Source organism: Streptomyces sp. NPDC007945, assembly GCF_042958885.1.
In the GTDB taxonomy this organism is placed as follows: domain Bacteria; phylum Actinomycetota; class Actinomycetes; order Streptomycetales; family Streptomycetaceae; genus Streptomyces.
The window spans coordinates 567,285-591,477 of sequence record NZ_JBIBJV010000003.1 but is presented as its reverse complement, the minus strand read 5'-3'; the positions used below and the strand labels follow the sequence as shown (position 1 = coordinate 591,477).

At 74.2% G+C, this 24,193-nt stretch carries 21 protein-coding genes; 9 read left to right on the top strand and 12 right to left on the bottom strand.

The features are described from left to right. Positions 1-205: 205 nt before the first annotated feature. Positions 206-661 (bottom strand): ATP-binding protein, encoded by a 456-nt coding sequence (locus ACFZCF_RS13555; RefSeq protein ID WP_391286603.1) that lies wholly within the window; start codon positions 659-661, stop codon positions 206-208. 12 nt (positions 662-673) lie between these two features. Next, the gene (locus ACFZCF_RS13550; RefSeq protein WP_030749286.1) at positions 674-1,027 is read right to left on the bottom strand and encodes an STAS domain-containing protein; all 354 of its coding nucleotides are present in this window, start codon (positions 1,025-1,027) and stop codon (positions 674-676) included. 80 nt (positions 1,028-1,107) lie between these two features. Here ACFZCF_RS13550 and ACFZCF_RS13545 point away from each other — a divergent pair, with 80 nt between their 5' ends. Next, positions 1,108-3,681, top strand: coding sequence for a DEAD/DEAH box helicase (locus tag ACFZCF_RS13545; protein ID WP_391286602.1), 2,574 nt, complete (start codon positions 1,108-1,110; stop codon positions 3,679-3,681). Between the two features lie 126 nt (positions 3,682-3,807). Here ACFZCF_RS13545 and ACFZCF_RS13540 read toward each other — a convergent pair whose 3' ends face one another. The 7 genes from ACFZCF_RS13540 to ssd form a co-directional block, all read right to left on the bottom strand. Then, positions 3,808-4,200 carry an Rv3654c family TadE-like protein gene (locus tag ACFZCF_RS13540; protein ID WP_391286679.1) on the bottom strand — a complete coding sequence of 131 codons (393 nt, stop codon included), beginning with the start codon at positions 4,198-4,200 and terminating at the stop codon, positions 3,808-3,810. Positions 4,201-4,265: 65 nt separating this feature from the next. After that, entirely contained in the window at positions 4,266-4,631 is a 366-nt protein-coding gene (locus tag ACFZCF_RS13535; RefSeq protein ID WP_388443200.1) for a TadE family type IV pilus minor pilin, read from the bottom strand. Continuing rightward, positions 4,618-4,854, bottom strand: coding sequence for a DUF4244 domain-containing protein (locus ACFZCF_RS13530; protein WP_388443197.1), 237 nt, complete (start codon positions 4,852-4,854; stop codon positions 4,618-4,620). The genes ACFZCF_RS13535 and ACFZCF_RS13530 overlap by 14 nt, the downstream gene beginning before the upstream one ends. A 66-nt stretch (positions 4,855-4,920) precedes the next feature. Further along, positions 4,921-5,736 (bottom strand): type II secretion system F family protein, encoded by an 816-nt coding sequence (locus tag ACFZCF_RS13525; RefSeq protein WP_391286601.1) that lies wholly within the window; start codon positions 5,734-5,736, stop codon positions 4,921-4,923. Continuing rightward, positions 5,726-6,598 (bottom strand): type II secretion system F family protein, encoded by an 873-nt coding sequence (locus ACFZCF_RS13520; protein ID WP_391286600.1) that lies wholly within the window; start codon positions 6,596-6,598, stop codon positions 5,726-5,728. The genes ACFZCF_RS13525 and ACFZCF_RS13520 overlap by 11 nt, the downstream gene beginning before the upstream one ends. Beyond that, positions 6,595-7,803 carry a TadA family conjugal transfer-associated ATPase gene (locus ACFZCF_RS13515; RefSeq protein WP_391286599.1) on the bottom strand — a complete coding sequence of 403 codons (1,209 nt, stop codon included), beginning with the start codon at positions 7,801-7,803 and terminating at the stop codon, positions 6,595-6,597. The genes ACFZCF_RS13520 and ACFZCF_RS13515 overlap by 4 nt, the downstream gene beginning before the upstream one ends. After that, positions 7,800-8,918 carry a septum site-determining protein Ssd gene (ssd, locus tag ACFZCF_RS13510; protein ID WP_388443536.1) on the bottom strand — a complete coding sequence of 373 codons (1,119 nt, stop codon included), beginning with the start codon at positions 8,916-8,918 and terminating at the stop codon, positions 7,800-7,802. Before ssd ends, ACFZCF_RS13515 begins: the two co-directional genes overlap by 4 nt. A gap of 495 nt (positions 8,919-9,413) precedes the next feature. Here ssd and ACFZCF_RS13505 point away from each other — a divergent pair, with 495 nt between their 5' ends. Then, positions 9,414-10,268 carry an HAD family hydrolase gene (locus ACFZCF_RS13505; protein ID WP_388443185.1) on the top strand — a complete coding sequence of 285 codons (855 nt, stop codon included), beginning with the start codon at positions 9,414-9,416 and terminating at the stop codon, positions 10,266-10,268. A 386-nt stretch (positions 10,269-10,654) separates the two neighbouring features. Here the strand turns inward: ACFZCF_RS13505 and ACFZCF_RS13500 are convergent, their stop codons facing one another. Next, a complete protein-coding gene (locus ACFZCF_RS13500) occupies positions 10,655-11,473 on the bottom strand; it encodes an oxidoreductase (protein WP_388443182.1) in 819 nt (272 codons plus the stop codon). A gap of 102 nt (positions 11,474-11,575) precedes the next feature. On the opposite strand from ACFZCF_RS13500, the gene ACFZCF_RS13495 reads away from it, so the two are divergent. Next, positions 11,576-12,583: an ATP-binding protein gene (locus ACFZCF_RS13495; RefSeq protein WP_391286598.1), complete on the top strand. Its 1,008-nt coding sequence runs from the start codon at positions 11,576-11,578 to the stop codon at positions 12,581-12,583. A gap of 112 nt (positions 12,584-12,695) precedes the next feature. On the opposite strand, the gene ACFZCF_RS13490 is transcribed toward ACFZCF_RS13495, so the two are convergent. Further along, positions 12,696-14,000 (bottom strand): hypothetical protein, encoded by a 1,305-nt coding sequence (locus tag ACFZCF_RS13490; RefSeq protein WP_391286597.1) that lies wholly within the window; start codon positions 13,998-14,000, stop codon positions 12,696-12,698. Positions 14,001-14,229: 229 nt separating this feature from the next. Here ACFZCF_RS13490 and ACFZCF_RS13485 point away from each other — a divergent pair, with 229 nt between their 5' ends. The 6 genes from ACFZCF_RS13485 to ACFZCF_RS13460 all read left to right on the top strand — a co-directional run bounded on the left by ACFZCF_RS13485 (position 14,230) and on the right by ACFZCF_RS13460 (position 22,932). Continuing rightward, a complete protein-coding gene (locus tag ACFZCF_RS13485) occupies positions 14,230-16,632 on the top strand; it encodes a SulP family inorganic anion transporter (protein ID WP_391286596.1) in 2,403 nt (800 codons plus the stop codon). 849 nt (positions 16,633-17,481) lie between these two features. Next, positions 17,482-19,437: an acetate--CoA ligase gene (acs, locus tag ACFZCF_RS13480; RefSeq protein ID WP_391286595.1), complete on the top strand. Its 1,956-nt coding sequence runs from the start codon at positions 17,482-17,484 to the stop codon at positions 19,435-19,437. Positions 19,438-19,689: 252 nt separating this feature from the next. Next, positions 19,690-21,072 carry a Na+/H+ antiporter NhaA gene (gene nhaA, locus ACFZCF_RS13475; protein ID WP_391286594.1) on the top strand — a complete coding sequence of 461 codons (1,383 nt, stop codon included), beginning with the start codon at positions 19,690-19,692 and terminating at the stop codon, positions 21,070-21,072. 74 nt (positions 21,073-21,146) lie between these two features. Continuing rightward, complete coding sequence (locus ACFZCF_RS13470; protein ID WP_388443165.1) at positions 21,147-21,644, top strand: phage holin family protein; 498 nt, start codon at positions 21,147-21,149, stop codon at positions 21,642-21,644. Further along, the gene (locus ACFZCF_RS13465; protein WP_391286593.1) at positions 21,641-22,576 is read left to right on the top strand and encodes an alpha/beta fold hydrolase; all 936 of its coding nucleotides are present in this window, start codon (positions 21,641-21,643) and stop codon (positions 22,574-22,576) included. Before ACFZCF_RS13470 ends, ACFZCF_RS13465 begins: the two co-directional genes overlap by 4 nt. 164 nt (positions 22,577-22,740) lie before the next feature. Next, complete coding sequence (locus ACFZCF_RS13460) at positions 22,741-22,932, top strand: hypothetical protein (protein ID WP_169093085.1); 192 nt, start codon at positions 22,741-22,743, stop codon at positions 22,930-22,932. A 9-nt stretch (positions 22,933-22,941) separates the two neighbouring features. Here ACFZCF_RS13460 and ACFZCF_RS13455 read toward each other — a convergent pair whose 3' ends face one another. Then, on the bottom strand, positions 22,942-24,141 hold the full coding sequence (locus ACFZCF_RS13455) for a MarP family serine protease (protein WP_391286592.1): 1,200 nt from the start codon (positions 24,139-24,141) through the stop codon (positions 22,942-22,944). Between the last annotated feature and the right edge of the window lie 52 nt (positions 24,142-24,193).

Sequence of the window (24,193 nt, the reverse complement as noted above, 5' to 3'; positions counted from 1 at the left end):
CGCTCGTGGTCCGAAGGGACCCGGTGGTGCTCCGGGGAGGACCGGCCTGCTCCGAGAGGCCCGTCTTGCCCCGGAAAGGCACGAGCGGCCCCGGCGGGGCCCGGGCGTGTCGCGGGGCCCCGGGAGCGCGGAGAGGCCCTGCCGTGGGGCAGGGCCTCTTCGCGCACGTCTGGGTACTTCCAGGTGCGCCGCCGGGGGCGAGGGGTCAGGACAGGACGTCCGCGTCCGCCTCCGCCGGGGTGGGCCAGCTCATCCGGATCGTGCCGCCGTCCTGGCCGGCGGTCACCTCGACGTCGTCGACGAGCCCGCGGATCACGGCGAGACCCATCTCGTCCTCGCCGTCGCCCTCGTCGGACCCCTCCGCCGTGGCCTCGGCGCGCGCGCCGGGAACACCGGCGGCGGCGCCCGGACCGGGCACCTCGTCACCGACCTCGATGGAGAACGTCTTCTCCTCCTCGGTCAGCACGACCCGGATGGGCGTGGTGACGCCACCGAGGCGGTGCAGCCCGACGGCGCGGGAACACGCCTCGCCGACGGCGAGGCGCACCTCGTCGAGGACCGCCTCGTCCACCCCGGCCCGGCGGGCCACGGCGGCCGCCACCAGGCGGGCCGTGCGCACGTGCTCGGGCTGGGCGCTGAAGCGGAGTTCAACGGTGGCCATGGGGTCCCCCGGTCAGTCGACCGCGTTGACGGCCTCGTCGACCGACGTGTGGATCGGGAAGACCTTGGTGAGGCCCGTGATCCGGAAAATCTTGAGGATGCGCTCCTGGTTGCAGACCAGACGCAGCGAACCCTCGTGCGCACGCACGCGCTTCAGGCCACCCACGAGCACACCGAGGCCGGTGGAGTCGAGGAAGTCCACTCCCTCCATGTCGACGACCAGGTGGTAACTGCCGTCGTTCACCAACTCGACCAACTGCTCGCGCAGCTTGGGCGCGGTATAAACATCAATCTCGCCACCGACCTCGACGACCGTACGGTCGCCGCCAGCTCCGGGCACAGTGCGAGTCGACAGGGACAGGTCCACGGATCCTCCAGCACCTTGCTATCGGGCGTTCGCCCCCTCGGATCTCCCGGGCGGAGTCGGAGAACGAATCGCCAGCCGCGATGGCATTCAATCACTTACCAGCAGCCATGCACGACGCCTTGGAAGCATTGTCCGTCACGCCGGTGACACACTCGGTGCCGATGGCCAAGAATCACCACACCGCTCGACCCGCCGGGGACACGGGCAGCCGCCCCTCCCCGCACCGGGTCCTGGAACGGCTCGCCTCGGGCGAGAGCCGCGCCGCGCGCATCACTCATATGGAGCACATGCCCGCTCGGGCGGGTCGGCATGCAGTCTGGCCGGACCGCATCCGTTCCGAGGTGATCGCCGCGATCCGGGACGCCGGCATCGAGCATCCCTGGGCCCACCAGGCCGAGGCCGCCGAGCACGCGCTCGACGGCGATTCCGTGGTGATCGCCACAGGAACCGCCTCCGGCAAGTCGCTCGCCTACCTCGCCCCCGTCCTCTCCGCCCTCCTCGACGGCTCGGAGGCCGCGAACGGCCGCGGGGCGACCGCCCTCTACCTCTCCCCCACGAAGGCCCTCGCCGCCGATCAGCGCCGCGCCGTCCGCGAACTGGCCGCCCCGCTCGGCAACCGGATCCGGCCCGCCGTCTACGACGGCGACACGCCGGTCGAGGAACGCGAGTGGGTCCGCCAGTACGCGAACTACGTGCTCACCAACCCCGACATGCTGCACCGGGGCATCCTGCCCGCCCACCCCAGGTGGTCCTCCTTCCTGCGTTCACTGCGCTACGTCGTCATCGACGAGTGCCACACGTACCGGGGCGTCTTCGGCTCCCACGTCGCCCAGGTCCTGCGCCGGCTGCGCCGGGTGTGTGCCCGGTACGGCTCCGATCCGGTCTTCCTCCTCGCCTCCGCCACCTCCGCCGACCCGGCCCGCGCCGCCGGCCGGCTCACCGGCCTGCCGGTCACCGAGGTCTCCGACGACGCCTCCCCGCGCGGCGAACTGGTCTTCGCCCTGTGGGAGCCGCCCCTCACCGAACTCCAGGGCGAGCGGGGCGCGCCCGTCCGCCGCACCGCCACCGCCGAGACCGCCGACCTCCTCACCGACCTGACCCGGCAGGGCGTCCGCTCGGTCGCCTTCGTCCGCTCCCGGCGCGGCGCCGAGCTGATCTCGGTGATCGCCCAGGAACGGCTCGCCGAGACCGACCGGGCCCTCGCCCGCCGGGTCGCCGCCTACCGCGGCGGCTACCTCCCCGAGGAGCGCCGCGCCCTGGAGCGGGCCCTGCACTCCGGGGAACTCCTCGGCCTCGCCGCCACCACCGCCCTGGAGCTCGGCGTGGACGTCTCCGGTCTCGACGCCGTCCTCATCGCCGGCTACCCCGGCACCCGGGCCTCGCTGTGGCAGCAGGCCGGCCGGGCGGGCCGCTCCGGCGAGGGCGCCCTCGCCGTCATGATCGCCCGCGACGATCCGCTGGACACCTTCCTCGTCCACCACCCTGAGGCGATCTTCGACCAGCCGGTCGAGTCGACCGTCCTGGACCCCGACAACCCCTACGTCCTCGCCCCCCACCTCTGCGCCGCCGCCTCCGAACTCCCCCTCACCGCCGCCGACCTGACCCTCTTCGGCCCCGCCGCGCCCGATCTCATGCCCCAACTGGAGGGCGCCGGGCTGCTGCGCCGCCGCGCCGGCGGCTGGTACTGGACCCGCCGCGAGCGGGCCGCCGACCTCGCCGACATCCGGGGTGGCGGCGGCAGCCCGGTCCGAATCGTCGAGGAGGGCACCGGCCGGCTCCTCGGCACGGTCGACGAGGCCGCCTCCCACGCCTCCGTCCACGAGGGCGCCGTCCACCTCCACCAGGGCCGCACCTATCTGGTCCGCACACTGGACCTGGAGGACTCCGTCGCCCTCGTCGAAGAGGCCGTCCCGCCGTACTCGACCGTCGCCCGCGACACCACCTCCATCCGCGTCCTGGAGACCGACACCGAGATCCCCTGGGGCGACGGCCGCCTCTGCTACGGCTCCGTCGAGGTCACCAACCAGGTCGTCTCCTTCCTGCGCCGCCGGTTGATCACGGGCGAGGTGCTGGGCGAGACCAAGCTCGACCTGCCGCCCCGCACCCTGCGCACCCGGGCCGTGTGGTGGACGGTCACCGAGGACCAGCTCGACGCCGCCCGGATCACCCCGGAGATCCTCGGCGGCGCCCTGCACGCCGCCGAACACGCCTCCATCGGCATGCTTCCGCTCTTCGCCACCTGCGACCGCTGGGACATCGGCGGCGTCTCCGTCCCGCTCCACCCGGACACCCTGCTGCCGACGGTCTTCGTGTACGACGGCCACCCCGGCGGCGCCGGGTTCGCCGAACGCGCCTTCCACACCGCCCGGGCGTGGCTCGCCGCCACCCGCGAGGCGATCGCCTCCTGCGAGTGCGAGGCCGGCTGCCCCTCCTGCATCCAGTCCCCCAAGTGCGGCAACGGCAACGACCCCCTCCACAAACGAGGCGCCATCCGCCTCCTCACCGAACTCCTCCGCACCTCCCCCACACCCCCCGAGACCCCCGCCGCCCCGGCCGACGGGACCATCCCGCCGCCCTCGACACCCCCTGGTGCCAGGCCCGACCCCGGGGCCCCGCCCGGCCCAGGACACGAAGCCCCTTGGAACGGGCCGTAGAAGGGGCCGAACGACGCGGCCGAGCCCCGGGCAGCCAAGCCTCGGCAGCCGAGCCGGCGCCGGTCGACCAGGGGCCTGCGGCCCGGCTGAGGGAAGGCCGGAAGCCGGAGGGCCGGGACCGGCGGGTCAACCAGGGGCAAAGCCGGAAGCCGGAGGGCCGGCAGCCGGAGGGCCTGGCGCCTGCGGGTCAGGTGCCGGAGGACCGGAAGCCGGAAGGCCCGGCGCCTGCGGGGCAGGTGGGGGAGGGCCGGGGGTGGCTGGGCCCGCGCGGGATCTGGCCGTGGGGGTCCAGGGGCCGGCGGCGGTCCGGGTCGTGACCTCCGCCTCGGCGCCGGTCAGGCGGCAGTGGAGGAGTTCGACGCCCTGGGCGGTGGCGACCCGGCGGGCCGCCCCGCACGCCTCCGGCTCGCCCCAGAGCGCCCGGTCGGCGGCGGCGAGGGCCGCCAGGTCCGCCGCGCCACCGGCCCGGTGCCGGGCGGCCACCGCCTGACCGAGCGCCAGCACCGCTCCGAAGACCACGCACAGGGCGCAAGCCGCGAAGGCCGTCCACACGCTGGCGACGCCCCGGTCGCCGTGTCCGCGCCTCACCCCGGTCCACCTCCCCCGACCGTGTCCTCGGCGAGGGCGGCCGCCCCGGCCCGCAGGGTCACGCCCAGGCCGCCCGGCCCGGGCGCCGCGGACTCCACGGTCACCCGCCACAGCTCGCCCTCCCGCGCCACCGCCACCCGGGACCCCTCGGGCGCGGCGGCCCGGGCGGCGGCCACCACGGCCTCCGCGGGCTCCGAGCGGGCGGCCGCCCGCGCCCCGGCCCTGGCCGCGTCCACGCACCGGATCTGCGCGGCGGACGCCGCCAGCGCCCAGAGCAGGGCCATCGCGAAGAGCGCGAGCACCGGCAGCGCCACCGCCGCCTCCACGGTCACCGATCCCCGGTCGCGGTCAGAACGGCGCATCGAGCGCCTTCGTGACCAGGGATTCCAGGGCGCCCGATACGGAGCCGCCGGTCACCACCTTGTAGAACACGGCGGCCAGGCCGGCCGCCGTGAGCGTGCCCAGCGCGTACTCGACCGTGCTCATGCCGTCGTCGGTCCGCAGAGCCGCCCGCCGGGTCGTCCAGAACCCGCGCAGCGCCGTCCGCACCCGCGTGTACGCCGTTCGCGTGTATGCCGTTCGCATCTGTCTTCTCCTCCGTCGTTCCGTCGGTTCACTTCGTCATGTCGTGTCGTCGTGTCATGTCGTCTTTCAGGGGCCGAGCAGGCCCTTCGCCAGGCCGATCACCACCGGGGCCACCCCGACCGCGAGGAACGCGGGCAGGAAGCACAGCCCCACGGGGGCGCTGATCAGCACCTCGGCCCGGCGGGCCCGGGCGGCGGCCGCGCGGGCGGTCGCCGCCCGCAGTGCGGCCGCGTGCCGCGCCACCGCCTCCGCGGCGGGTGCCCCGGAGGCGTCGGCCCGCTCCAGGCAGCGGGCGAGCCCCTCGGCGCCCGGTATCGCGCCGAACCTCCCCCACACCTCCGCCGGTTCCCCGCCGAGACGCAGCTCGGCCGCGGTCCGCAGCAGCCGCTCCCCGAGCGGTCCGCCCAGAGACCGCCCCACGGCCTCCGCCGCCTCCCCCGGCCCGGCTCCGGCCGAGACACAGGCGGCCAGCAGATCGGCCGCCAGCGGGAGCCGTGCCGCCGCTTCCCGGTCCGCGGCCGACACCCGGGAGGCACCGGCCCGCCGCAGCCACCACCGGGCACCGAGCACTCCGCCCGCTCCCGCGAGCAGCGCCGCCGGCGCCCCGAGGAACACCCCCGCGCAGAGCGCCCCGCCCACGACCGCCGCCCCCACCGGCACCGGCACCTCCCGCAGTCCCGCCGTCAGCTGCCGCCACCTCGGCGTCCGCCTCCCGGCCCGGGTCCCGGAGGGCCCGCCACCGGCATCCGCCAACAGTCCGCCGAGCCGTCGTCTGGCACCCCGCCCGCCGCGCACCCGCGCCAGCCGCAGCCAGGCCCGACCGAGCAACCAGCAGCCCAGGAGCAGCAGGGGGGCCGACCTCACCAGCAGGTCACTCCACATCGCCGCCTCCTCCCCGCACGATCCGCGCGGCCCACCACAGCCCTGCGGCCTCCAAGGCGCCGCCGACCACCAGGCAGGCCCCTCCGGCCGGGGTGTGCAGCAGCACCCGCAGGGGCTCCGCGCCCATGACCGCGCCGAGGCCGATCCCGGCCACGGGGAGGGCCGCGAGCACCGCCACCGTGGCCCACGCCCCGGACAACTCGGCCCGCAGCGCCTCGCGCCGCTCGCCCTGCTCGCGGAGGGCGGCCTCCAAGCGGTCGAGGCCGGCGGCCAGTCCCGCGCCGCTGTCGACGGCGACCTGCCAGCAGGCCGCGAGGCCCGCGAGACCCTCGGCCCCCTCCCGGCGCGCCGCTCTCCGCAGCGCCGCCGGTACGTCACCGCCGAAGCCGACCGCGGCGAGCACCCGCGCCTCCTCCGCGCCGAGAGCACCGGTTCGACGGGCCGCGTAGGCGAGGGCGTGACCGGGCTGGCGACCGGCCCGCAGCTCACCGCCTGCGGCCTCGCAGAGCGCCACCACCCGCCCGGCCAGCGCCTCCCGCTCCTTGCGCGCCCCGGCCATCCGCAACCGGCGCCGCACGAGCGGAACGGCCAGCGCGCCCGCGACCAGCGGCAGCGGCGACCCGCCCAGCCACGCGATCAGTCCGGCGGCGGGCAGACACAGCCACTCCGGCCGTCCGCGGGCGGCCGCCCACCAGCGGCCGAGGGCAGCGCGCCCGAGGCGCCCGCTCCCGTCTCCGGTCCCCTCGCCGGGCAGCAGCGTCCGTGCCCGCAGGACCGCCCGGCGGCGCCCGGCAGCCTGGCGGAGGGCGGGCAGGGAGCCGACGGCCAGGAGACAGAACCCGGCGTACAGTCCCCAGGTCACGGGGCGCCTCCGACGAGCTCGCGCAGCCGGGGCCAGCCCCGCTCCCGCTCGAAGCCGGCCGGGGCCCAGCGGAGCGCGGGCACCGTCCGCACCAGACCGTCCCGGTCCCGCTCCAGGACGTGGACCTCGGCGATCCGGCGCCGCCCGTCGGGGTCGCGCACCAGGTGCAGCACGGCGGACAGTCCGGCGCCCAGCTGACTGTGGAGGGCGGCCCGGTCGAGTCCCGCGGCCGTGCCGAGCGCTTCGAGCCGGGCGGGCACGTCGGAGGCCGTGTTGGCGTGGAGCGTGCCCGAGCCGCCCTCGTGCCCGGTGTTGAGGGCCGCCAGGAGGTCGACGGCCTCGCCGCCGCGGACCTCGCCGACGACCAGCCGGTCGGGCCGCATCCGCAGGGCCTGGCGGACCAGGTCCCGGAGGGTGACGAGGCCGGCTCCCTCCTGGTTCGGCGGCCGGGCCTCCAGCCGCACCACGTGGGGGTGGTCCGGACGCAGTTCGGCCGAGTCCTCGGCGAGGACGATCCGCTCGCGCTCCCCGACCAGGCCGAGCAGGGCGGCCAGGAGCGTCGTCTTGCCCGTCCCGGTGCCCCCGCTGACCAGGTAGGACACCCGGGCCTCGATCAGCGCGCTCAGGACCCGGTCGCCGCCGGGCGGCACCGTCCCCGCGGCCGTGAGCTCCTCCAGGGTGAAGGCCCGGGGGCGCATCACCCGCAGCGAGAGGCAGGTGGAGCCGACGGCGACGGGCGGCAGGACGGCGTGCATGCGGGTGCCGTCGGGCAGCCGGGCGTCCACCCAGGGCCGGGCGTCGTCGAGACGGCGCCCGGCCACGGCCGCGAGCCGCTGGGCGAGCCTCCGGACGGCGGCGGCGTCCGGGAAGACGACGGGCGCCCGCTCCAGGCCGGCGCCCCGGTCGACCCACACCCGGTCGGGCGCCGAGACGAGGACGTCGGTGACGTCCGGGTCGGCGAGGAGCGCCTCCAGCGGCCCCGCGCCGGTCAGCTCGCACCGCAGCTCCTCGGCGGCCCCCAGGACCTCCGCGTCCCCCAGCAGGCGTCCCTGGGCCCGCAGGGCGGCCGCCACCCGGGCCGGGGTCGGTTCGGCGCCGCTCGCCGCGAGCCGCTGCCGCACGGCGTCGAGGAGTCCGGTCCCGACCGCCCGCGCGGCCGGAAGCGCACCGGGGGCGGTGGTCTCCACCGCGCCGGTGCCGGTCATGCCGCACCGCCGGAGGGCAGCGCCTGCTCCCAGAAGGCCGTACAGAAGCGGCCGAGCGGGCCCCGGGGATCGGCGCCCGGTGGGGAGCCCGCGTCCTGGTCCGTCACGATGGCGGGGTCGTAGGGCAGTTCGCCGGCGAGCGGCAGCCGCAGCGCGTCGGCGACCCAGCGCTCGTCGAGCCCGGCCGCGTACGGCCCGCGGACCACGGCCCGCAGGTCGCGGACGCCGAGGGAGAGGGTGCCGGCGATCCGGTGGGCGGCGGCGACCGCCCGCAGTTCGCCGGGGACGACGAGGAGTCCGAGGTCGAGCTGGGCCAGGGCCTCGGCCCCGGCCTCGTCGACGGCGCGCGGCAGGTCGACCACGACGACCCCGCCGCCCCGGCGGGCCGCGGCGAGCACGGCCCGGACGGCGTCGGGGGGTACGGCGCCGGTGGGCTCCCGGCCCCAGCTCAGCACCCGCACGCCCCGGGAGGCGGGCAGCGACTCCGCGAGGGCGCCGCCGGCGAGCCGTCCCTTCGAGCTGGTGAAGTCGCTCCAGCGCCTGCCCGGCTCCCGCTCGGCGCCGAGGAGCACGTCGAGTCCCCCGCCGAGCGGGTCGCCGTCGACGAGCAGGGTGCGCCGGCCCGAACGGGCGGCGGCGAGCGCGAGTGCGCAGGCGAGGGTGGAGGCACCGGCGCCGCCGCGTCCGCCGACGACCCCGACGGTCAGGGCCGTCCGGCCGCCCCCTTCGGCGGCGTCGGCGATCCGCTCGACGAGCCGGGACTCGGCGTCCGGCAACCTGAGGACGCTGTCGGCGCCCAGCTCGACGGCGAGCCGCCACACCTCCGGGTCGTCCGGGGCCCGCCCGACGAGGACGACCCCGGGCCGGCGCACGGAGCCGCGGCAGCGGGCCGCCGCGTCCTCCCCGACCAGGACGAGCGGGGGATCGGTCCAGCTCGCCCGCCGCTCGGGCACCCGGTGGTGCACCTCGGGCTCGACACCGGCCGCGGCGCACAGCCGCAGCAGGTCGTCGAGGAGGACCACGTCCTCCGTGACGATCAGCGGGCCGGGCCCGCGCACCCCTTCCCCGTCCCGGGCCGCGGACCCTTCCCGCGCCGTCACCCCGTCCCGCGCCATGGACTCGCGCTCCGCTCCCGTGCGGGAGACCGTCGGCTTGCGCATCGCACCCACCCCTCTCGTGATTCCTGTGAGCCGCGAACTTCGCGACGGGAATCACGGTGGGGCCGAACGGGAAAACGTGCCGAGACCACCGAAAAACTGTGGACAATCCCCTCCCTGTGAATATCTCGACCACCCGTCCGGGGACTGTCCGGAACGCAGCCTGATGATTACTCTGGGTGACGAATCGAGAGATCGTCGCGCCCCCGCCGACGGGGCACGCGGCGGCGAAAGAAAGGGGAAGGAGCCATGGCCCAGAGGGCGAAAACGGCTCCGGACATGCGACGACCCCCGCCGGGGGGGAGAGCGGGGGTCGTCTCTCCGGCCGACTCGGGGGGGGAGGAGCCGGTCCGGGTTAGCACGGTCGCGAACGATCCGTGACTTCCATGGTGTACCCGAGAGCCTTCTCAGGCAAACCCACGCGCCCCAGCGTACGCCGAATGGCGGGCACCTATGCTCAGCGTTGTGGAAAACCACTCCTTGCCGCGCACAGCCGCCTTCTTTGACCTGGACAAGACGGTCATTGCGAAGTCCTCGACGCTGACCTTCAGCAAGTCCTTCTACCGTGGCGGACTGATCAGCCGCCGTGCCGCGCTGCGGACGGCCTACATCCAGTTCGTGTTCCTGATCGGCGGGGCCGATCACGACCAGATGGAGCGGATGCGCGAATATCTTTCCGCGCTCTGCAAAGGCTGGAACGTGGCCCAGGTCAAGGAACTCGTCGCCGAGACCCTGCACGACCTGATCGACCCGATCATCTACGACGAGGCGGCCTCCCTGATCGAGGAGCACCACGCCGCCGGCCGCGACGTCGTGATCGTCTCCACCTCCGGCGCCGAGGTGGTCGAGCCGATCGGGGAGATGCTCGGCGCGGACCGGGTCGTCGCCACCCGGATGGTGGTCGGCGAGGACGGCTGCTTCACCGGGGAGGTGGAGTACTACGCCTACGGCCCGACGAAGGCGGAGGCGGTCCGCGAGCTGGCGAAGTCAGAGGGGTACGACCTCTCCCGCTGCTACGCCTACAGCGACTCGGCGACCGACCTGCCGATGCTGGAGGCGGTCGGGCACCCCTACGCGGTCAACCCGGACCGGACGCTGCGCCGCGAGGCGGTGGCCCGGGAGTGGCCGGTGCTGGTGTTCAACCGGCCGGTGCGGCTCAAGCAGCGGGTGCCGGACTTCCGGATGCCGCCGCGTCCGGCGCTGATGGCCGCGGCGGCCGTGGGCGCTGCGGCGGCGACGGCGGGACTGGTCTGGTACGCCGCCCGCCGGCGCCACCGGGCCGCGACGGCCGTCCTCACCGGAAGCTGACCGTCTGCCCCTTTTTCGGGCGATCAGGCCGCGAGCATCCGGAAAGAGCGGAAAGAGGCGGACTCACCACTTTCGCTTACCGGCGGACAGGAGTAGAAAGGAAGCAGGCCCGCGAGACCTGGGACATCCGAGAGGATCACCTGTTGAGCATGAAGGCCCCACGGACCTGACGCACAAAAACCTGGCACCCACGCGACGTCGACCCGTCGATTACGGGCCAGCCGCACCAGGCGAAGGGCAAAGCACCCCGCCTGATGGGCACATATCGAGGACGCTTGGTAACTGGGTGGACGTGCCAGCGGCGGTACCGAAGGTTGGTACCGCCGCAACCCATGTCCGGGCTCGCAGGCCCGAGGCTCTCGGGCCCGGAGCCCTCGGCCGGATTCTCAGGCCGCGCCGCGCTGGAGCGCCTCGCAGACCGCCGTCGACTCCCGCACGCCGAGTTCCACCGCGCGCCCGCAGTGGGCGATCCAGCCGCCGACGCCCTCCGGGGTGCCGGTGAGGTACCCCTCGAACGCGGCCGCGTAGGCGGCCCGACCCTGCTCCGCGTGGCCGACCTCGGCCGGGCAGATGCCCTTCGGGTCGAGACCGCTGCCCTCCAGCACGATCCGCTCGGCGGTCCGGGCGACCAGGCCGTTGTGCGAGGTGAAGGGACGCAGGGCCAGCAGTTCGCCGTGGACCACGGCGGAGACGACCAGCGCCGGGGCCTCGCTGCCGGCGACCACGAGCTCCGCGAGGCCGTCGAGACGCGCGGCCACCTCGTCCGGGGCGGGCAGCGGGGCCTCGATCAGCGGCTCAGTCACGGCCTCGCCGGCCTGCCGGGGGCGGCCGGTCGACTCCTCGTGCTCGCCCGCGGCGACCAGGTGGAGCCGGGCCAGGACGCGGAGCGGGGACTGGCGCCAGATGGAGAGCAGTTCGCCCGCCTCGGCACTCAGCCGCAGGGCGGCACCGACGGTGCGGGCCTCGGGGTCGGCGCTGAAGTCGGTGCGGCGGCGGACCTCTTCGAGGGCCCAGTCGGCACCGGCCAGCGCGGCCGAGCCGCGGGCGCCACGGAGCGCAGCCTCGTGGGCGATCTCGTTGCTGCGGCGCCGCATCACACGGTGGCCGTAGACCCGGTCGACGGCCTTGCGTACGGAGTCCACCGCGTCGGCGACGCCCGGCAGGGTGCCGAGGGCGGCCAAGGGGTCAGAGGCGTGCGTACTCATAGGTAAGGAGGCTACGCGCCTCGGGGGCCCGCCCCACGATGGAGTGGTCTTCTTCATAGACCTTGACCACGTCACGCGTTCATACCGCTACGCTAGGTGAACATGAAGATCGCTTTCGTCGGAAAGGGCGGCAGCGGCAAGACGACGCTGTCCTCGCTCTTCGTCCGCCACCTCGCCGCCGCAGAGTCGCCGGTCGTCGCCGTCGACGCGGACATCAACCAGCACCTGGGGGTCGCGCTCGGCCTCACCGAGACGGAGGCGGCCGCGCTGCCCGCGATGGGGGCGCATCTGCCGCTCATCAAGGAGTACCTGCGCGGCAGCAACCCCCGGATCGACTCGGCCGAGGCGATGATCAAGACGACACCGCCCGGGGCGGGTTCGCGACTGCTGCGGGTCCGCGAGGACAACCCGGTGTACGAGGCGTGCGCCCGGCGGGTGCGGCTCGACGCGGGCGAGGTGCGGCTGATGGCGACCGGTCCGTTCACCGAGTCGGACCTCGGCGTCGCCTGCTACCACTCGAAGGTCGGCGCGGTGGAGCTGTGCCTGAACCACCTGGTGGACGGGGCCGGCGAGTACGTGGTGGTCGACATGACGGCCGGGTCGGACTCCTTCGCGTCCGGCATGTTCACCCGTTTCGACATGACCTTCCTGGTCGCCGAGCCGACCCGCAAGGGGGTGTCGGTGTACCGCCAGTACAAGGAGTACGCGCGGGACTTCGGCGTCGCGCTGAGGGTCGTCGGCAACAAGGTGCAGGGCCCGGACGACCTGGACTTCCTGCGTCAGGAGGTCGGCGACGACCTGCTGGCCACCGTCGGGCACTCCGACTGGGTCCGGGCCATGGAGAAGGGCCGCCCGCCGCGCTTCGAGCGGCTGGAGCCCGAGAACCACCGCGCGCTGCGGACCCTGCGGGAGGCGGCGGACGCCTCGTACACCCGCCGCGACCCGCACCGCTACACGAGCCAGATGGTCCACTTCCACCTCCGCAACGCGGAGAGCTGGGGCAACGCCAAGACCGGGGCCGACCTGGCGGCGCAGGTCGACCCCGACTTCGTCCTCGGCGAGCCCGTCACGGAACCGACCGCCGAACCCGTCGCGACGGCGTCCCGCTGACGGCCGCCGCCGGACCCGCCGCCGCGTCCGGCCGGCGGGGCGGTGCCTCACCGGCGGACGGCACGGCGGCCTCGTGGCGACCGGGCGGGGCGGGGCGCCGGCGGAGGGGTCGTCAGGTGCGGGAGTCGGGCCGGCGTGCGGCGGCGGGGGCCGGGGGCTGGGCCGCCAGGAAGGTGGACCAGCCGCCGGCGGGGGCCTCGCCGACCTTCAGGGTGCGCATCTTGGCGATGACGGCCGGGTCCTGGGCGTCCAGCCAGTCCGCGAGCTGACGGAAGGAGACGCACTCGACGTCCTTCTGGACGCAGACGGTGGCGATGGTCTCCTCGATGGCGCGCATGTAGGTGCCGCCGTTCCAGGACTCGAAGTGGTTGCCGATGATGACCGGCGCCCGGTTGCCGCGGTAGGAGCGCTCGAAGGCCTGGACGAGGCCGTCGCGCATCTGGTCGCCCCAGTAGCGGTGCATGCCCGGGTCGCCCTGGGTGGTGCCCGGCGACTGGTTGACCAGGAAGTTGTAGTCCATGGACAGGGTCTGGAAGGCGCGGCCGGGGACCGGGACGAGGTGCATGGAAAGGTCCCAGAGGCCGTGCTCCTTCTCCGGCCAGATCTGGTCGTTGACGCCGCTGGTGTCGTAGCGGAAGCCGAGCTCGGAGGCGGCCTTCACGAAGTTGTCGCGGCCCTCCAGGCAGGGGGTGCGGGCGCCGACGAGCTCCTTGTCGTAGTCGAAGGGGAGCGGCTGCTCGGCGCGCAGGCCCGCGTTGGTCTTCCAGTTCTTGACGAAGGACTTGGCCTGCCGGATCTCGCTCTTCCACTCCTCCACGGACCAGGTGCCGACGCCGCCGTCGGCGCCGCAGAAGTGACCGTTGAAGTGGGTGCCGATCTCGTTGCCCTCCAGCCACGCGCCGCGCAGTTCGCGGACGGTGTCACGGATGCCCTCGGTGTCGTTGAAGCCGATGTCGGAGCGGCCCGCGGAGTGCTTGGGCGGGTCGTACATCGCCCGCTTCTCCTCCGGCAGGAGGTACACGCCGCTGAGGAAGTACGTCATGGTCGCGTCGTACTTCTTGCCGACGTTCCGGAAGTGGGAGAAGAGCTTCTGGCTGTCCTCGCCGGCGCCGTCCCAGGAGAAGACGACGAACTGCGGCGGGGCCTCGCCCGGCTTCAGCTTCTTCCAGGTGCGCTGGTGCGGCTGGGCGCCGGTGTAGGCGGTGGAGCCGTCGCCGATCAGCCGGACCGGGTTCTCCGGGGCGGCGGCGGGCTTCTTCTTCGCGGCGCCGGCGTCCGTGCCCGAAGCGCCCTGGGTGCCGGGCTCCGAGGAGGTCGGCTCCGAGCAGCCTGCCAGGCCGCCGATCAGAGCGACGGTGAGGGCACCGGCGGCCAGCGCCTTCCTCCGGAACGTACTTCCTCGCACTGCGGCTGACATCCGCCCACCTCTTTCGTCCGACGGCTCCGCCCCGTCCGGCGGCCGAGCGGCGTCAACGTCGCACCCGAGGGGGCGGGGTGATGAAACGACAAGCGGACAGGCGTCCACCATTCACCGGAATCGGTGAATCATTGCCCTGTTTGCCCCGAAAATAATGCCGCAGACTTTACTCTCCATTACGATTCGTTTACTCAGAGTTGAGGTACCCGTTCGGCCCCGAGGAGACCGGATGACCCTCTGCACCCCCGCCCGTACGCCCAACCGACCACGTGTCCAGCGGCCTCACAGCCCGCCCGGAGGCGCCCGCCGCCTCCTCCCCGCCGGCGCGGACGTCTCCGCGTCGATCGCCGTCTTCCTGATCGCGCTGCCGCTCTCGCTCGGCATCGCGCTCGCCACCGGAGCCCCGCTCCAGGCCGGACTGGTCGCCGCGGCCGTCGGCGGCCTGGTCGCCGGCCGGCTCGGCGGCTCGCCGCTCCAGGTGAGCGGCCCCGCCGCCGGCCTCACCGTCGTCACCGCCGAACTGATCCAGCGGTACGGCTGGCGCACCACCTGCGCCATCACGGTCCTCGCCGGACTCTCCCAACTCGCCCTGGCCTCGCTCAGAGTGGCCCGGTCGGCGCTCGCCGTGTCGCCCGCGATCGTGCACGGCATGGTGGCCGGCATCGGCGTCACCATCGCCATGGCCCAGCTCCACATCGTCCTCGGCGGCACCCCGCAGAGCTCCGTGGTGGCCAACGCCCTGGGGCTGCCCGCGCAGTTGGCGGACGTCCGCCCCTCCGCGCTCGCCATCAGCGGACTGACCATCGCCGTCCTGCTCGGCTGGCCGCGGCTGCCGGGCCGCGCGGGCCGCCTCGCACGCAAGGCACCGGCCGCGCTGGTCGCCGTCGGCGGCGCGACCGTGCTCGCCGCGACCGCCGGGCTCAGCGTGCCCCGCGTCGACCTGCCGTCCTGGAGCAGCCACGCGCTGCCGGGACTGCCCGAGGGCCCCGTCCTCGGCATCGCCGCCGGCGTGCTGACCATCACCCTGGTCACCAGCGTGCAGTCGCTGCTCTCCGCGGTCGCCGTCGACAAGCTCGTCGCCGCCCGCCCCGACCGCGGCCGCGGCATCCCGCGCTCCCGCCTCGACCGCGAGCTGGCCGGCCAGGGCGCCGCCAACATGGTCTCCGGCGCGCTCGGCGGCCTCCCGGTCGCCGGAGTCGCGGTCCGCAGCGTCGCCAACGTGTCGGCGGGCGCGGTCAGCCGCGCCTCCACGATGCTGCACGGCCTGTGGATCGTGCTGGCCTCGCTGTTCCTCGTGCCGGCGATCGACCTGATCCCGCTCGCCGCGCTCGCCGCGCTCGTCATGATCGTCGGCATCCAGATGGTGAGCATCACCCACATCCGCACGGTCACCCGGCACCGCGAGGTCGTGGTCTACGCGGCGACGCTGACCGGGGTGGTCCTGATCGGCCTCCTGGAGGGCGTCGCCCTCGGGATCGCCGTCGCGGTCGCGGTCGCGATGCAGCGGCTGGCCCGCACCCGGATCACCCGGGAGGAGTGCGAAGGACGCCACCTGCTGCGCGTACGCGGGCAGTTGACCTTCCTTGCCGTGCCACGGCTGAGCCGGGCGCTGCACCAGATCCCCGCCGGTTCCGAGGTGACGGTGGAGCTCGACGGCTCGTTCATGGACCACGCGGCGTACGAGACGCTGAACGACTGGACGGCGGCCCACCGGGCCCATGGCGGCGCGGTCGAGCTGACCGGCCCCACCGGAGGCCGTATCGCCGTCTCCCCCGGCGGCCACGCGCCCGGCCCCGGCGCCGAGTCCGATACGAGCTCCGCCCCGGCGGGCGACGCGCCGCCCTCACCGCACCCCTGCTGCCGCCCCTGGACCCCCTGGCACAACCACCAGTGCGCCGTGCTGCCCGCGCCGCCCCTCACCGCGGCGCAGGAGCCTCCGGCGCGGACGGGGCATCAGCTCGCCCACGGGATCGGCAAGTTCCAGCGGAACACCGCGCCGCTGGTCCGCGACGAGCTGGCGCGGCTCGCCCGGGAGGGCCAGAACCCCTCCCAGCTCTTCCTCACCTGCGCCGACTCCCGCCTGGTCACCAGCATGATCACGTCCAGCGGTCCCGGCGACCTCTTCACCGTGCGCAACGTCGGCAATCTGGTGCCGCTGCCCGGCGAGGAGAGCGGGGACGACTCGGTGGCCGCGGCGATCGAGTACGCGGTGGACGTCCTGCGGGTGCAGTCGATCACCGTGTGCGGCCACTCCGGCTGCGGCGCCATGCAGGCCCTGCTCGGCGCCGGACCGGACGATCCGGCGACGCCGCTGCGCCGCTGGCTGCGGCACGGCCTGCCGAGCCTCGAACGCATGGCGAGCCGCCGCCACGCCTGGGCGCGGATCGCCGGGCGACTGCCCGCGGACGCGGTCGAGCAGCTGTGCCTGACCAATGTGGTGCAGCAGCTGGAGCACCTGCGGGCGTACGACTCGGTGGCGAGACGGCTCGCCGACGGCAGTCTCACCCTGCACGGGATGTACTTCCACGTGGGCGAGGCGCAGGCGTACCTGCTCTCCGGGGACGAGGTGCGCGGCTACGACGACGTCTTCTCCAGCGTCCCGCCGGCGACCCTGGCGGCCAAGGCCTCCTGACCGCCGAGCCGCCCGCCTGGCCCGCCCGCGCCAGGCCCCAGCCCGGGCCCCGCCCAGCCCGGGCCCGCGGTCGGCGGCCGGCGGCCAGCGGCCGCGGCCGGTAGCCCCGGCCGGTGGCCCCGATCGGTGGCCCCGATCGGTGGCCCCGGCGCGCGTGGGCGTCCCAGTACGTGGGGCCCGACACGTGGGCGTCCCGTCGCGTGGGGGCCTTGCGCGGGCGTCCCCGCACCGGGGTGTCCCGACGCGTGGAGGCCATGGGCGTGGGGAGCCTCGGGCGTGGGGGCCTCGCGTGGGCGTCCCGCACGTGGGCGTCCCCGCGCCTGCGGGCCCGGCGCGTGGCCGCCTCGGCGCGTGGCCGCCCCAGCACGTAAGCATCCCGCCACCGAGGCCCCCCGGCGCGCGGGGGCCTTGAGCGCGTGCCTCCCGCACATGGGGCGTCCCGGAGCGCAGGGCCGACACATGGGCATCCCGCCACCGGGGTCCCGCGGCGCGCGTGGGGTCCCCCACGTGGCCGTCCCGGCGCGTCGGGCCCAGCGGCGGGCACCCCGCACCGGCGCGCCCCGCACGCGGCCGCCCCGGCGCGCTGGGCCCTCGCCGGGCAAGGCCCAGCCCGCCGCCCCCACCCCGCCCCCCGACTCGGGTTCCGCGCGTCCTGAACCTTTGCCCTTCGCCCTCCGTGAGACTGTGTGGCCCCTCCTTTCCTCCGCTCGGGAAGGAGGGGCCACCGTCCGTCAGGCACTCACAGGTCTAAACCAATCCCCCGGAGACTCTTGTCACCTGGGCATCGGGCTGATGAGGTATGACGCGGGACACATACGCACAGAGGACGCCCTGGGAAAGGGAGATGTCGTGAGCAACGAGAGCCTGGCCAATCTGCTCCGGGAAGAGCGCCGCTTCGCGCCGCCCGCCGAGCTGGCCGCGCACGCCAACGTGACGGCGGAGGCGTACGAGCAGGCCGAGGCGGACAGGCTGGGGTTCTGGGCCGAGCAGGCCAGGCGCCTGACCTGGGCCACCGAGCCGACCGAGACCCTCGACTGGTCGAACCCGCCGTTCGCCAAGTGGTTCGCCGACGGCGAGCTGAACGTGGCGTACAACTGCGTCGACCGGCACGTCGAGGCCGGCCACGGCGACCGGGTCGCCATCCACTTCGAGGGCGAGCCGGGCGACAGCCGCGCGATCACCTACGCCGAACTCAAGGACGAGGTCTCCAAGGCCGCCAACGCCCTGACCGAGCTGGGCGTCCGCGAGGGCGACCGGGTCGCCGTCTACCTGCCGATGATCCCCGAGGCCGCGATCACGATGCTGGCCTGCGCCCGCGTCGGCGCCGCCCACTCGGTCGTCTTCGGCGGCTTCTCCGCCGACGCCGTCGCCTCCCGCATCCAGGACGCCGACGCCAAGGTCGTGGTGACCGCCGACGGCGGATACCGCCGCGGCAAGCCGTCCGCCCTCAAGCCGGCCATCGACGAGGCCGTCGCCAAGTGCCCGACGGTCGAGCACGTCCTGGTCGTCCGCCGCACCGGCGAGGACACCGCCTTCACCGAGGGCCGGGACGTCTGGTGGCACGACGTCGTCGAGCGCCAGTCCACCGAGCACGCCCCCGAGGCGTTCCCGGCCGAGCACCCGCTCTTCATCCTGTACACCTCGGGCACCACGGGGAAGCCGAAGGGCATCCTGCACACCTCCGGCGGCTACCTCACCCAGGCCGCGTACACCCACCACGCCGTCTTCGACCTCAAGCCGGAGACCGACGTCTACTGGTGCACGGCCGACATCGGCTGGGTCACCGGCCACTCGTACATCGTCTACGGGCCGCTGGCCAACGGCGCCACCCAGGTCATGTACGAGGGCACCCCGGACACCCCGCACCAGGGCCGGGTCTTCGAGATCGTGCAGAAGTACGGCGTCACCATCCTCTACACGGCGCCGACGCTGATCCGCACGTTCATGAAGTGGGGCGACGACATCCCCGCGAAGTTCGACCTGAGCAGCCTGCGGGTCCTCGGCTCGGTCGGCGAGCCGATCAACCCCGAGGCCTGGGTCTGGTACCGCAAGCACATCGGCGGCGACCGCTGCCCGATCGTGGACACCTGGTGGCAGACCGAGACCGGCGCGATGATGATCTCGCCGCTCCCCGGCGTCACCGAGACCAAGCCCGGCTCCGCCCAGCGCCCGCTGCCGGGCATCTCCGCCACCGTCGTCGACGACGAGGCGAACGAGGTGCCGGACGGCGGTGGCGGCTACCTGGTCCTCACCGAGCCGTGGCCGTCGATGCTCCGCACCATCTGGGGCGACGACCAGCGCTTCATCGACACCTACTGGTCCCGTTTCGAGGGCCGGTACTTCGCCGGCGACGGCGCCAAGAAGGACGACGACGGCGACATCTGGCTGCTCGGCCGGGTCGACGACGTCATGCTGGTCTCCGGCCACAACATCTCGACCACCGAGGTCGAGTCCGCGCTCGTCTCCCACCCGGCGGTGGCCGAGGCGGCCGTCGTCGGCGCCGCCGACGAGACCACCGGCCAGGCGATCGTCGCCTTCGTGATCCTGCGCGGCACCGCCAGCCAGGACGAGGGCCTCGTCGCCGAGCTGCGGAACCACGTGGGCGCCACGCTCGGCCCGATCGCCAAGCCCAAGCGGATCCTCCCGGTGGCCGAGCTGCCGAAGACCCGCTCCGGCAAGATCATGCGCCGACTGCTGCGCGACGTGGCGGAGAACCGCCAGGTCGGCGACGTCACCACGCTGGCCGACTCCTCGGTCATGTCGCTCATCCAGACGCAGCTGCCCGCCGCGTCCAGCGAGGACTGAACACCCCGGCAGCGCACCGCGAAGGCCCGCCCCGACGCCCCGGGGCGGGCCTTCCCGCGTCCCCGCCGCCGCGCCGAAACCCCCGCGCCTCCCTAAAGTGACCGGCATCGGGCAGAAAGCTCCCCGCCGGACGCGCCCCGGGCTCGTTGGGTAAGGTAAGAAACGCGTCAGGAACGCGACAGAAAGACCTAGGTGAGCCGGGAAGTCTGGTCGGCATGTGCTGTGTGCTGCCCACCCGACCGGAGGCTCCCCGTGTCCACCGACCGCACGTTCCTCGGACGGCTCTCGCTCCCCGAGCGCCGCCACCTCACCGACGCCCTGCGCACCGAGACCGTCGGCGGCGTCCTCCTGCTCGCGGCCGCGGTCGCCGCGCTCGTCTGGGCCAACGTCCTCCCCGGCAGCTACCAGGCGGTCTCCGGCTTCCACCTCGGCCCCGCCTCCCTCGGCCTCGACCTCTCGATCGCGCACTGGGCCGCCGACGGCCTCCTCGCGGTGTTCTTCTTCGTCGCCGGCATCGAGCTCAAGCGGGAACTCGTCGCCGGCGAGCTGCGCGACCCCAGGGCCGCCGCCCTTCCCGTCGTCGCGGCGCTCTGCGGCATGGCCACCCCGGCCCTCGTCTACGTCCTGGTCAACGCCGTCGGCGGCGGCTCCATGGACGGCTGGGCCGTGCCCACCGCCACCGACATCGCCTTCGCCCTCGCCGTCCTCGCCGTCATCGGCACCTCGCTCCCCTCCGCCCTGCGCGCCTTCCTCCTCACCCTCGCCGTCGTCGACGACCTCTTCGCGATCCTGATCATCGCCGTCTTCTTCACCGGCGACCTGGACTTCGCCGCCCTCGGCGGCGCCTTCGCCGGCCTCGCCCTCTTCTGGTTCCTGATCCGCAAGGAGGTCGGGGGCTGGTACGTGTACGTCCCGCTGGCCCTGGTGATCTGGGGCCTGATGTACAACAGCGGCGTCCACGCCACCATCGCCGGCGTCGCCATGGGCCTGATGCTCCGCTGCACCACCCGCGAAGGCGAGGAGCACTCCCCCGGCGAGCGCATCGAGCACCTGGTCCGGCCGCTCTCCGCCGGCCTCGCCGTCCCCCTCTTCGCGCTCTTCTCCGCCGGGGTGACCCTCTCCGGCGGGGCGCTGCGCGACGTCTTCACGCAGCCCGTCACCCTCGGCGTCGTCCTCGGCCTGGTCGTCGGCAAGGCCGTCGGCATCTTCGCCGGCACCTGGCTGACCGCCCGCTTCACCAGGGCGGAGCTCAACCCGCAGCTGGCCTGGCCGGACGTCTTCGCCGTCGCCACCCTCGCCGGCATCGGCTTCACCGTCTCCCTGCTCATCGGGGAGCTCGCCTTCGAGGGCGACGCGGCGCTCACCTCAGAGGTGAAGGCCGCCGTCCTCATGGGCTCGCTGGTCGCCGCGGCCTGCGCCTCGCTGCTGCTCAAGCTGCGGGTGCGGAAGTACCAGCTCCTCGTCGCCGAGGAGGACCGGGACGACGACGAGGACGGCATCCCCGACGTGTACGAGGAGGGCACCGAGGCATACCACCTCCGGATGGCCGAGATCCTGGAGCGGAAGGCCGCGGAGCACCGCGAGCGCGCCCGACTGGCGGGGGCACCGCGCGACGGGGCCGACCGTCCGGCATGATCTGAGGCGGACCGTACACAGAGACTCGGACCCGTACCCGGAGACTCGGACCGTACAAGAGGAGAGGGAGAGCGATGAGCCACCCGTTCGACGGAACCGAGCGCAGCCTCGGGCAGCTGGTCGCCTCGGCGACCGCGGAGATGTCCGCACTGGTGCACGACGAGATCGCCCTGGCCAAGGCCGAGCTCCGGCAGGACGTGAAGCGCGGCGCCATCGGCAGCGGCGCGGCGATCGCCGCCGCCGTCGTGCTGCTGTTCTCGCTGCCGATGCTGAGCTTCGCGCTGGCCTACGCCATCAACACCTGGACCGGCGGCCACAACGGCAACGGCGGCTGGAACCTCGTCTGGTGCTTCCTGCTGTCCTTCGCCTTCAACGTGATCGTCGCGGGGCTCCTCGGCGCGATCGCCGTCTCGAAGTTCAAGAAGGTCAAGCCGCCGGAGAAGTCCATCGCCTCCGCCAAGCGGACCGCCGCCATCATGCAGAACGTGAAGCCGCACCCCCGCCCCGAGGGTGTCCCGGCCGCCGAGGTGACGATGGCCAAGGCGCAGTCTGTGGCACGCTCGTCCGTATGACCCTCCCCGAGAGCAGCACCCCCGGCGGCGGGCCCGTACGCCTCGACGGTCCGTGGACCCACCGTGACGTCGCGGCCAACGGCGCCCGTTTCCACATCGCCGAGATGGGCGACGGCCCCCTGGTGCTGCTGCTGCACGGCTTCCCGCAGTTCTGGTGGACCTGGCGCCACCAGCTGCCGGCGCTCGCCGAGGCCGGCTTCCGGGCGGTCGCGATGGACCTGCGCGGCGTCGGCGGCAGCGACCGCACCCCCCGCGGTTACGACCCCGCCAACCTCGCCCTCGACATCACCGGCGTGATCCGCTCCCTCGGCGAGCCGGACGCCGCGCTCGTCGGCCACGACCTGGGCGGCTACCTCGCCTGGACGGCCGCCGTCATGCGGCCCAAGCTGGTCCGCCGGCTCGTGGTCTCGTCGATGCCGCACCCGCGCCGCTGGCGCTCGGCGATGCTCTCCGACTTCGCCCAGTCCCGGGCCGGCTCGCACGTCTGGGGTTTCCAGCGGCCGTGGCTGCCGGAGCGTCAGCTGGTCGCCGACGACGCCGAGCTGGTGGGGCGTCTGGTCCGGGAGTGGTCGGGCCCGCGCCCGGTGGAGGACGAGGCGGTCGAGGCGTACCGGCGGGCGATGCTCGTGCCCTCCACGGCGCACTGCTCGATCGAGCCGTACCGGTGGCTGGTCCGCTCGCTGGCCCGGCCCGACGGCATCCAGTTCAACCGGCGCATGAAGCGGCCGGTGCGGGTGCCGACGCTGCACCTGCACGGCTCGATGGACCCGGTGATGCGGACCCGCAGCGCCGCCGGTTCGGGCGAGTACGTGGAGGCGCCGTACCGCTGGCGGCTCTTCGACGGCCTGGGGCACTTCCCGCACGAGGAGGACCCGGCCGCCTTCACGACGGAGCTCGTGAACTGGCTGAAGGACCCCGAGCCCGACCGATGACGCCCCACCGCCGAGGCCCGGCCGCCGTACGCCCGGCCGCCAAGGCCCCGCGGCGGGCCCGCGCCCGCACGGGTTTGCGTCGAACGGCCATGTGCCGGGCGCATACTCCGATTGGCGGGCACCGGAACGGTTACCGACCCCGGACCCCGGGCACACGTCGGGGTATGGGCTGGACGCACGACTACGGTGACACGGCACGCGACCGACGCTCGGCCTCCGGGCCGGGCTCCCGCGAGCGGGGAGGCCCGCCGGAGCAGGGCCGCGCTCCCGGCGGGCAGGTCGGGATCTCACGCATCCTCAGGCGGCGGGCGCGCTGGGTCTCGGCCCGCCTCCGGCATCCCCGCGACACGGCGTAGCCCCGGGGGTCAGAGGGCGCAGCTGTCGGTGTCCACCTGCTGGTTGGCGGTACGGCCGAGCTCGATGTCCTCGCGGATCTCCTGGACCGTCAGCGCGTAACCGGTGTCGGCGTCGTCGCGGGAGCGGGCGAAGATCACGCCCGAGACCGTGCCGTCCCCGGTGAGCAGCGGGCCGCCGGAATTGCCCTGACGGACCGTCGTGTACAGCGAGTAGACGTCCCTGCGCACCTCGCCCCGGTGGTAGATGTCGGGGCCGTCGGCGCTGATCCGGCCGCGGACGCGGGCGGATCGGACGTCGTACGAGCCGTTCTCCGGGAAGCCGGCGACGATGGCGTCGTCCCCGCTTCCCGCCTCGCGCTCGGTGAAGCGGAGCGGGGTGGCCTTCAGGTCCGGCACGTCGAGGACGGCGATGTCGCGGCGCCAGTCGTAGAGCACGACCTTGGCGTCGTACAGCCTGCCTTCGCCGCCGATCTGCACGGTGGGCTCGTCGACGCCGCCGACCACGTGCGCGTTGGTCATCACCCGGCGCTCGGAGAAGACGAAGCCGGTGCCCTCCAGGACCTTGCCGCAGCTGGGCGCGGTGCCGACGACCTTGACGATGGAGCGCTGCGCGAGGGTGGCGACGGGGCTCCCGGCGAGTGCCGGGTCCGGCGGGACGACCTCGGTGATGGGCTCGTTCGCGAAGGGGCTGAAGACCTGCGGGAAGCCGCTGCGGGCGAGCGTGGAGCTGAAGTCGGCGAACCAGACGTCGACCTGATCGGGCATCACCCGGGAGACGCCCTGGAGCACCTTGGAGCCGCGCACCTCCTTGCCCAGGGTGGGCAGCGAGGTGCCGGCGAGGGCCGAGCCGATCAGCCAGGCGACGAGCAGCATGGCGACCACGTTGACCAGCGCGCCGCCGGTGGCGTCGAGGGCGCGGGCCGGGGACCAGGTGATGTGGCGGCGGAGCTTGTTGCCGAGGTGGGTGGTGCACGCCTGGCCGACGGAGGCGGCGACGATGACCGCCATCACGAAGATCACCGTGACCGAGGTGGAGACCTCGCTCTTGTCGGTGAGCTGGTCCCACAGGATCGGCAGCAGCCACATGGCGAGGAGGCCGCCGCCGAGGAAGCCGATCACGGAGAGGATGCCGACCACGAAGCCCTGGCGGTAGCCGATGATCGCGAACCACACGGCCGCGAGCAGCAGCAGGATGTCCAGCACGTTCACGGTCGTCAGCCTCGCAGTTCCGTTCTTCCGGACGCCGTTCCGTCTCCGGCCT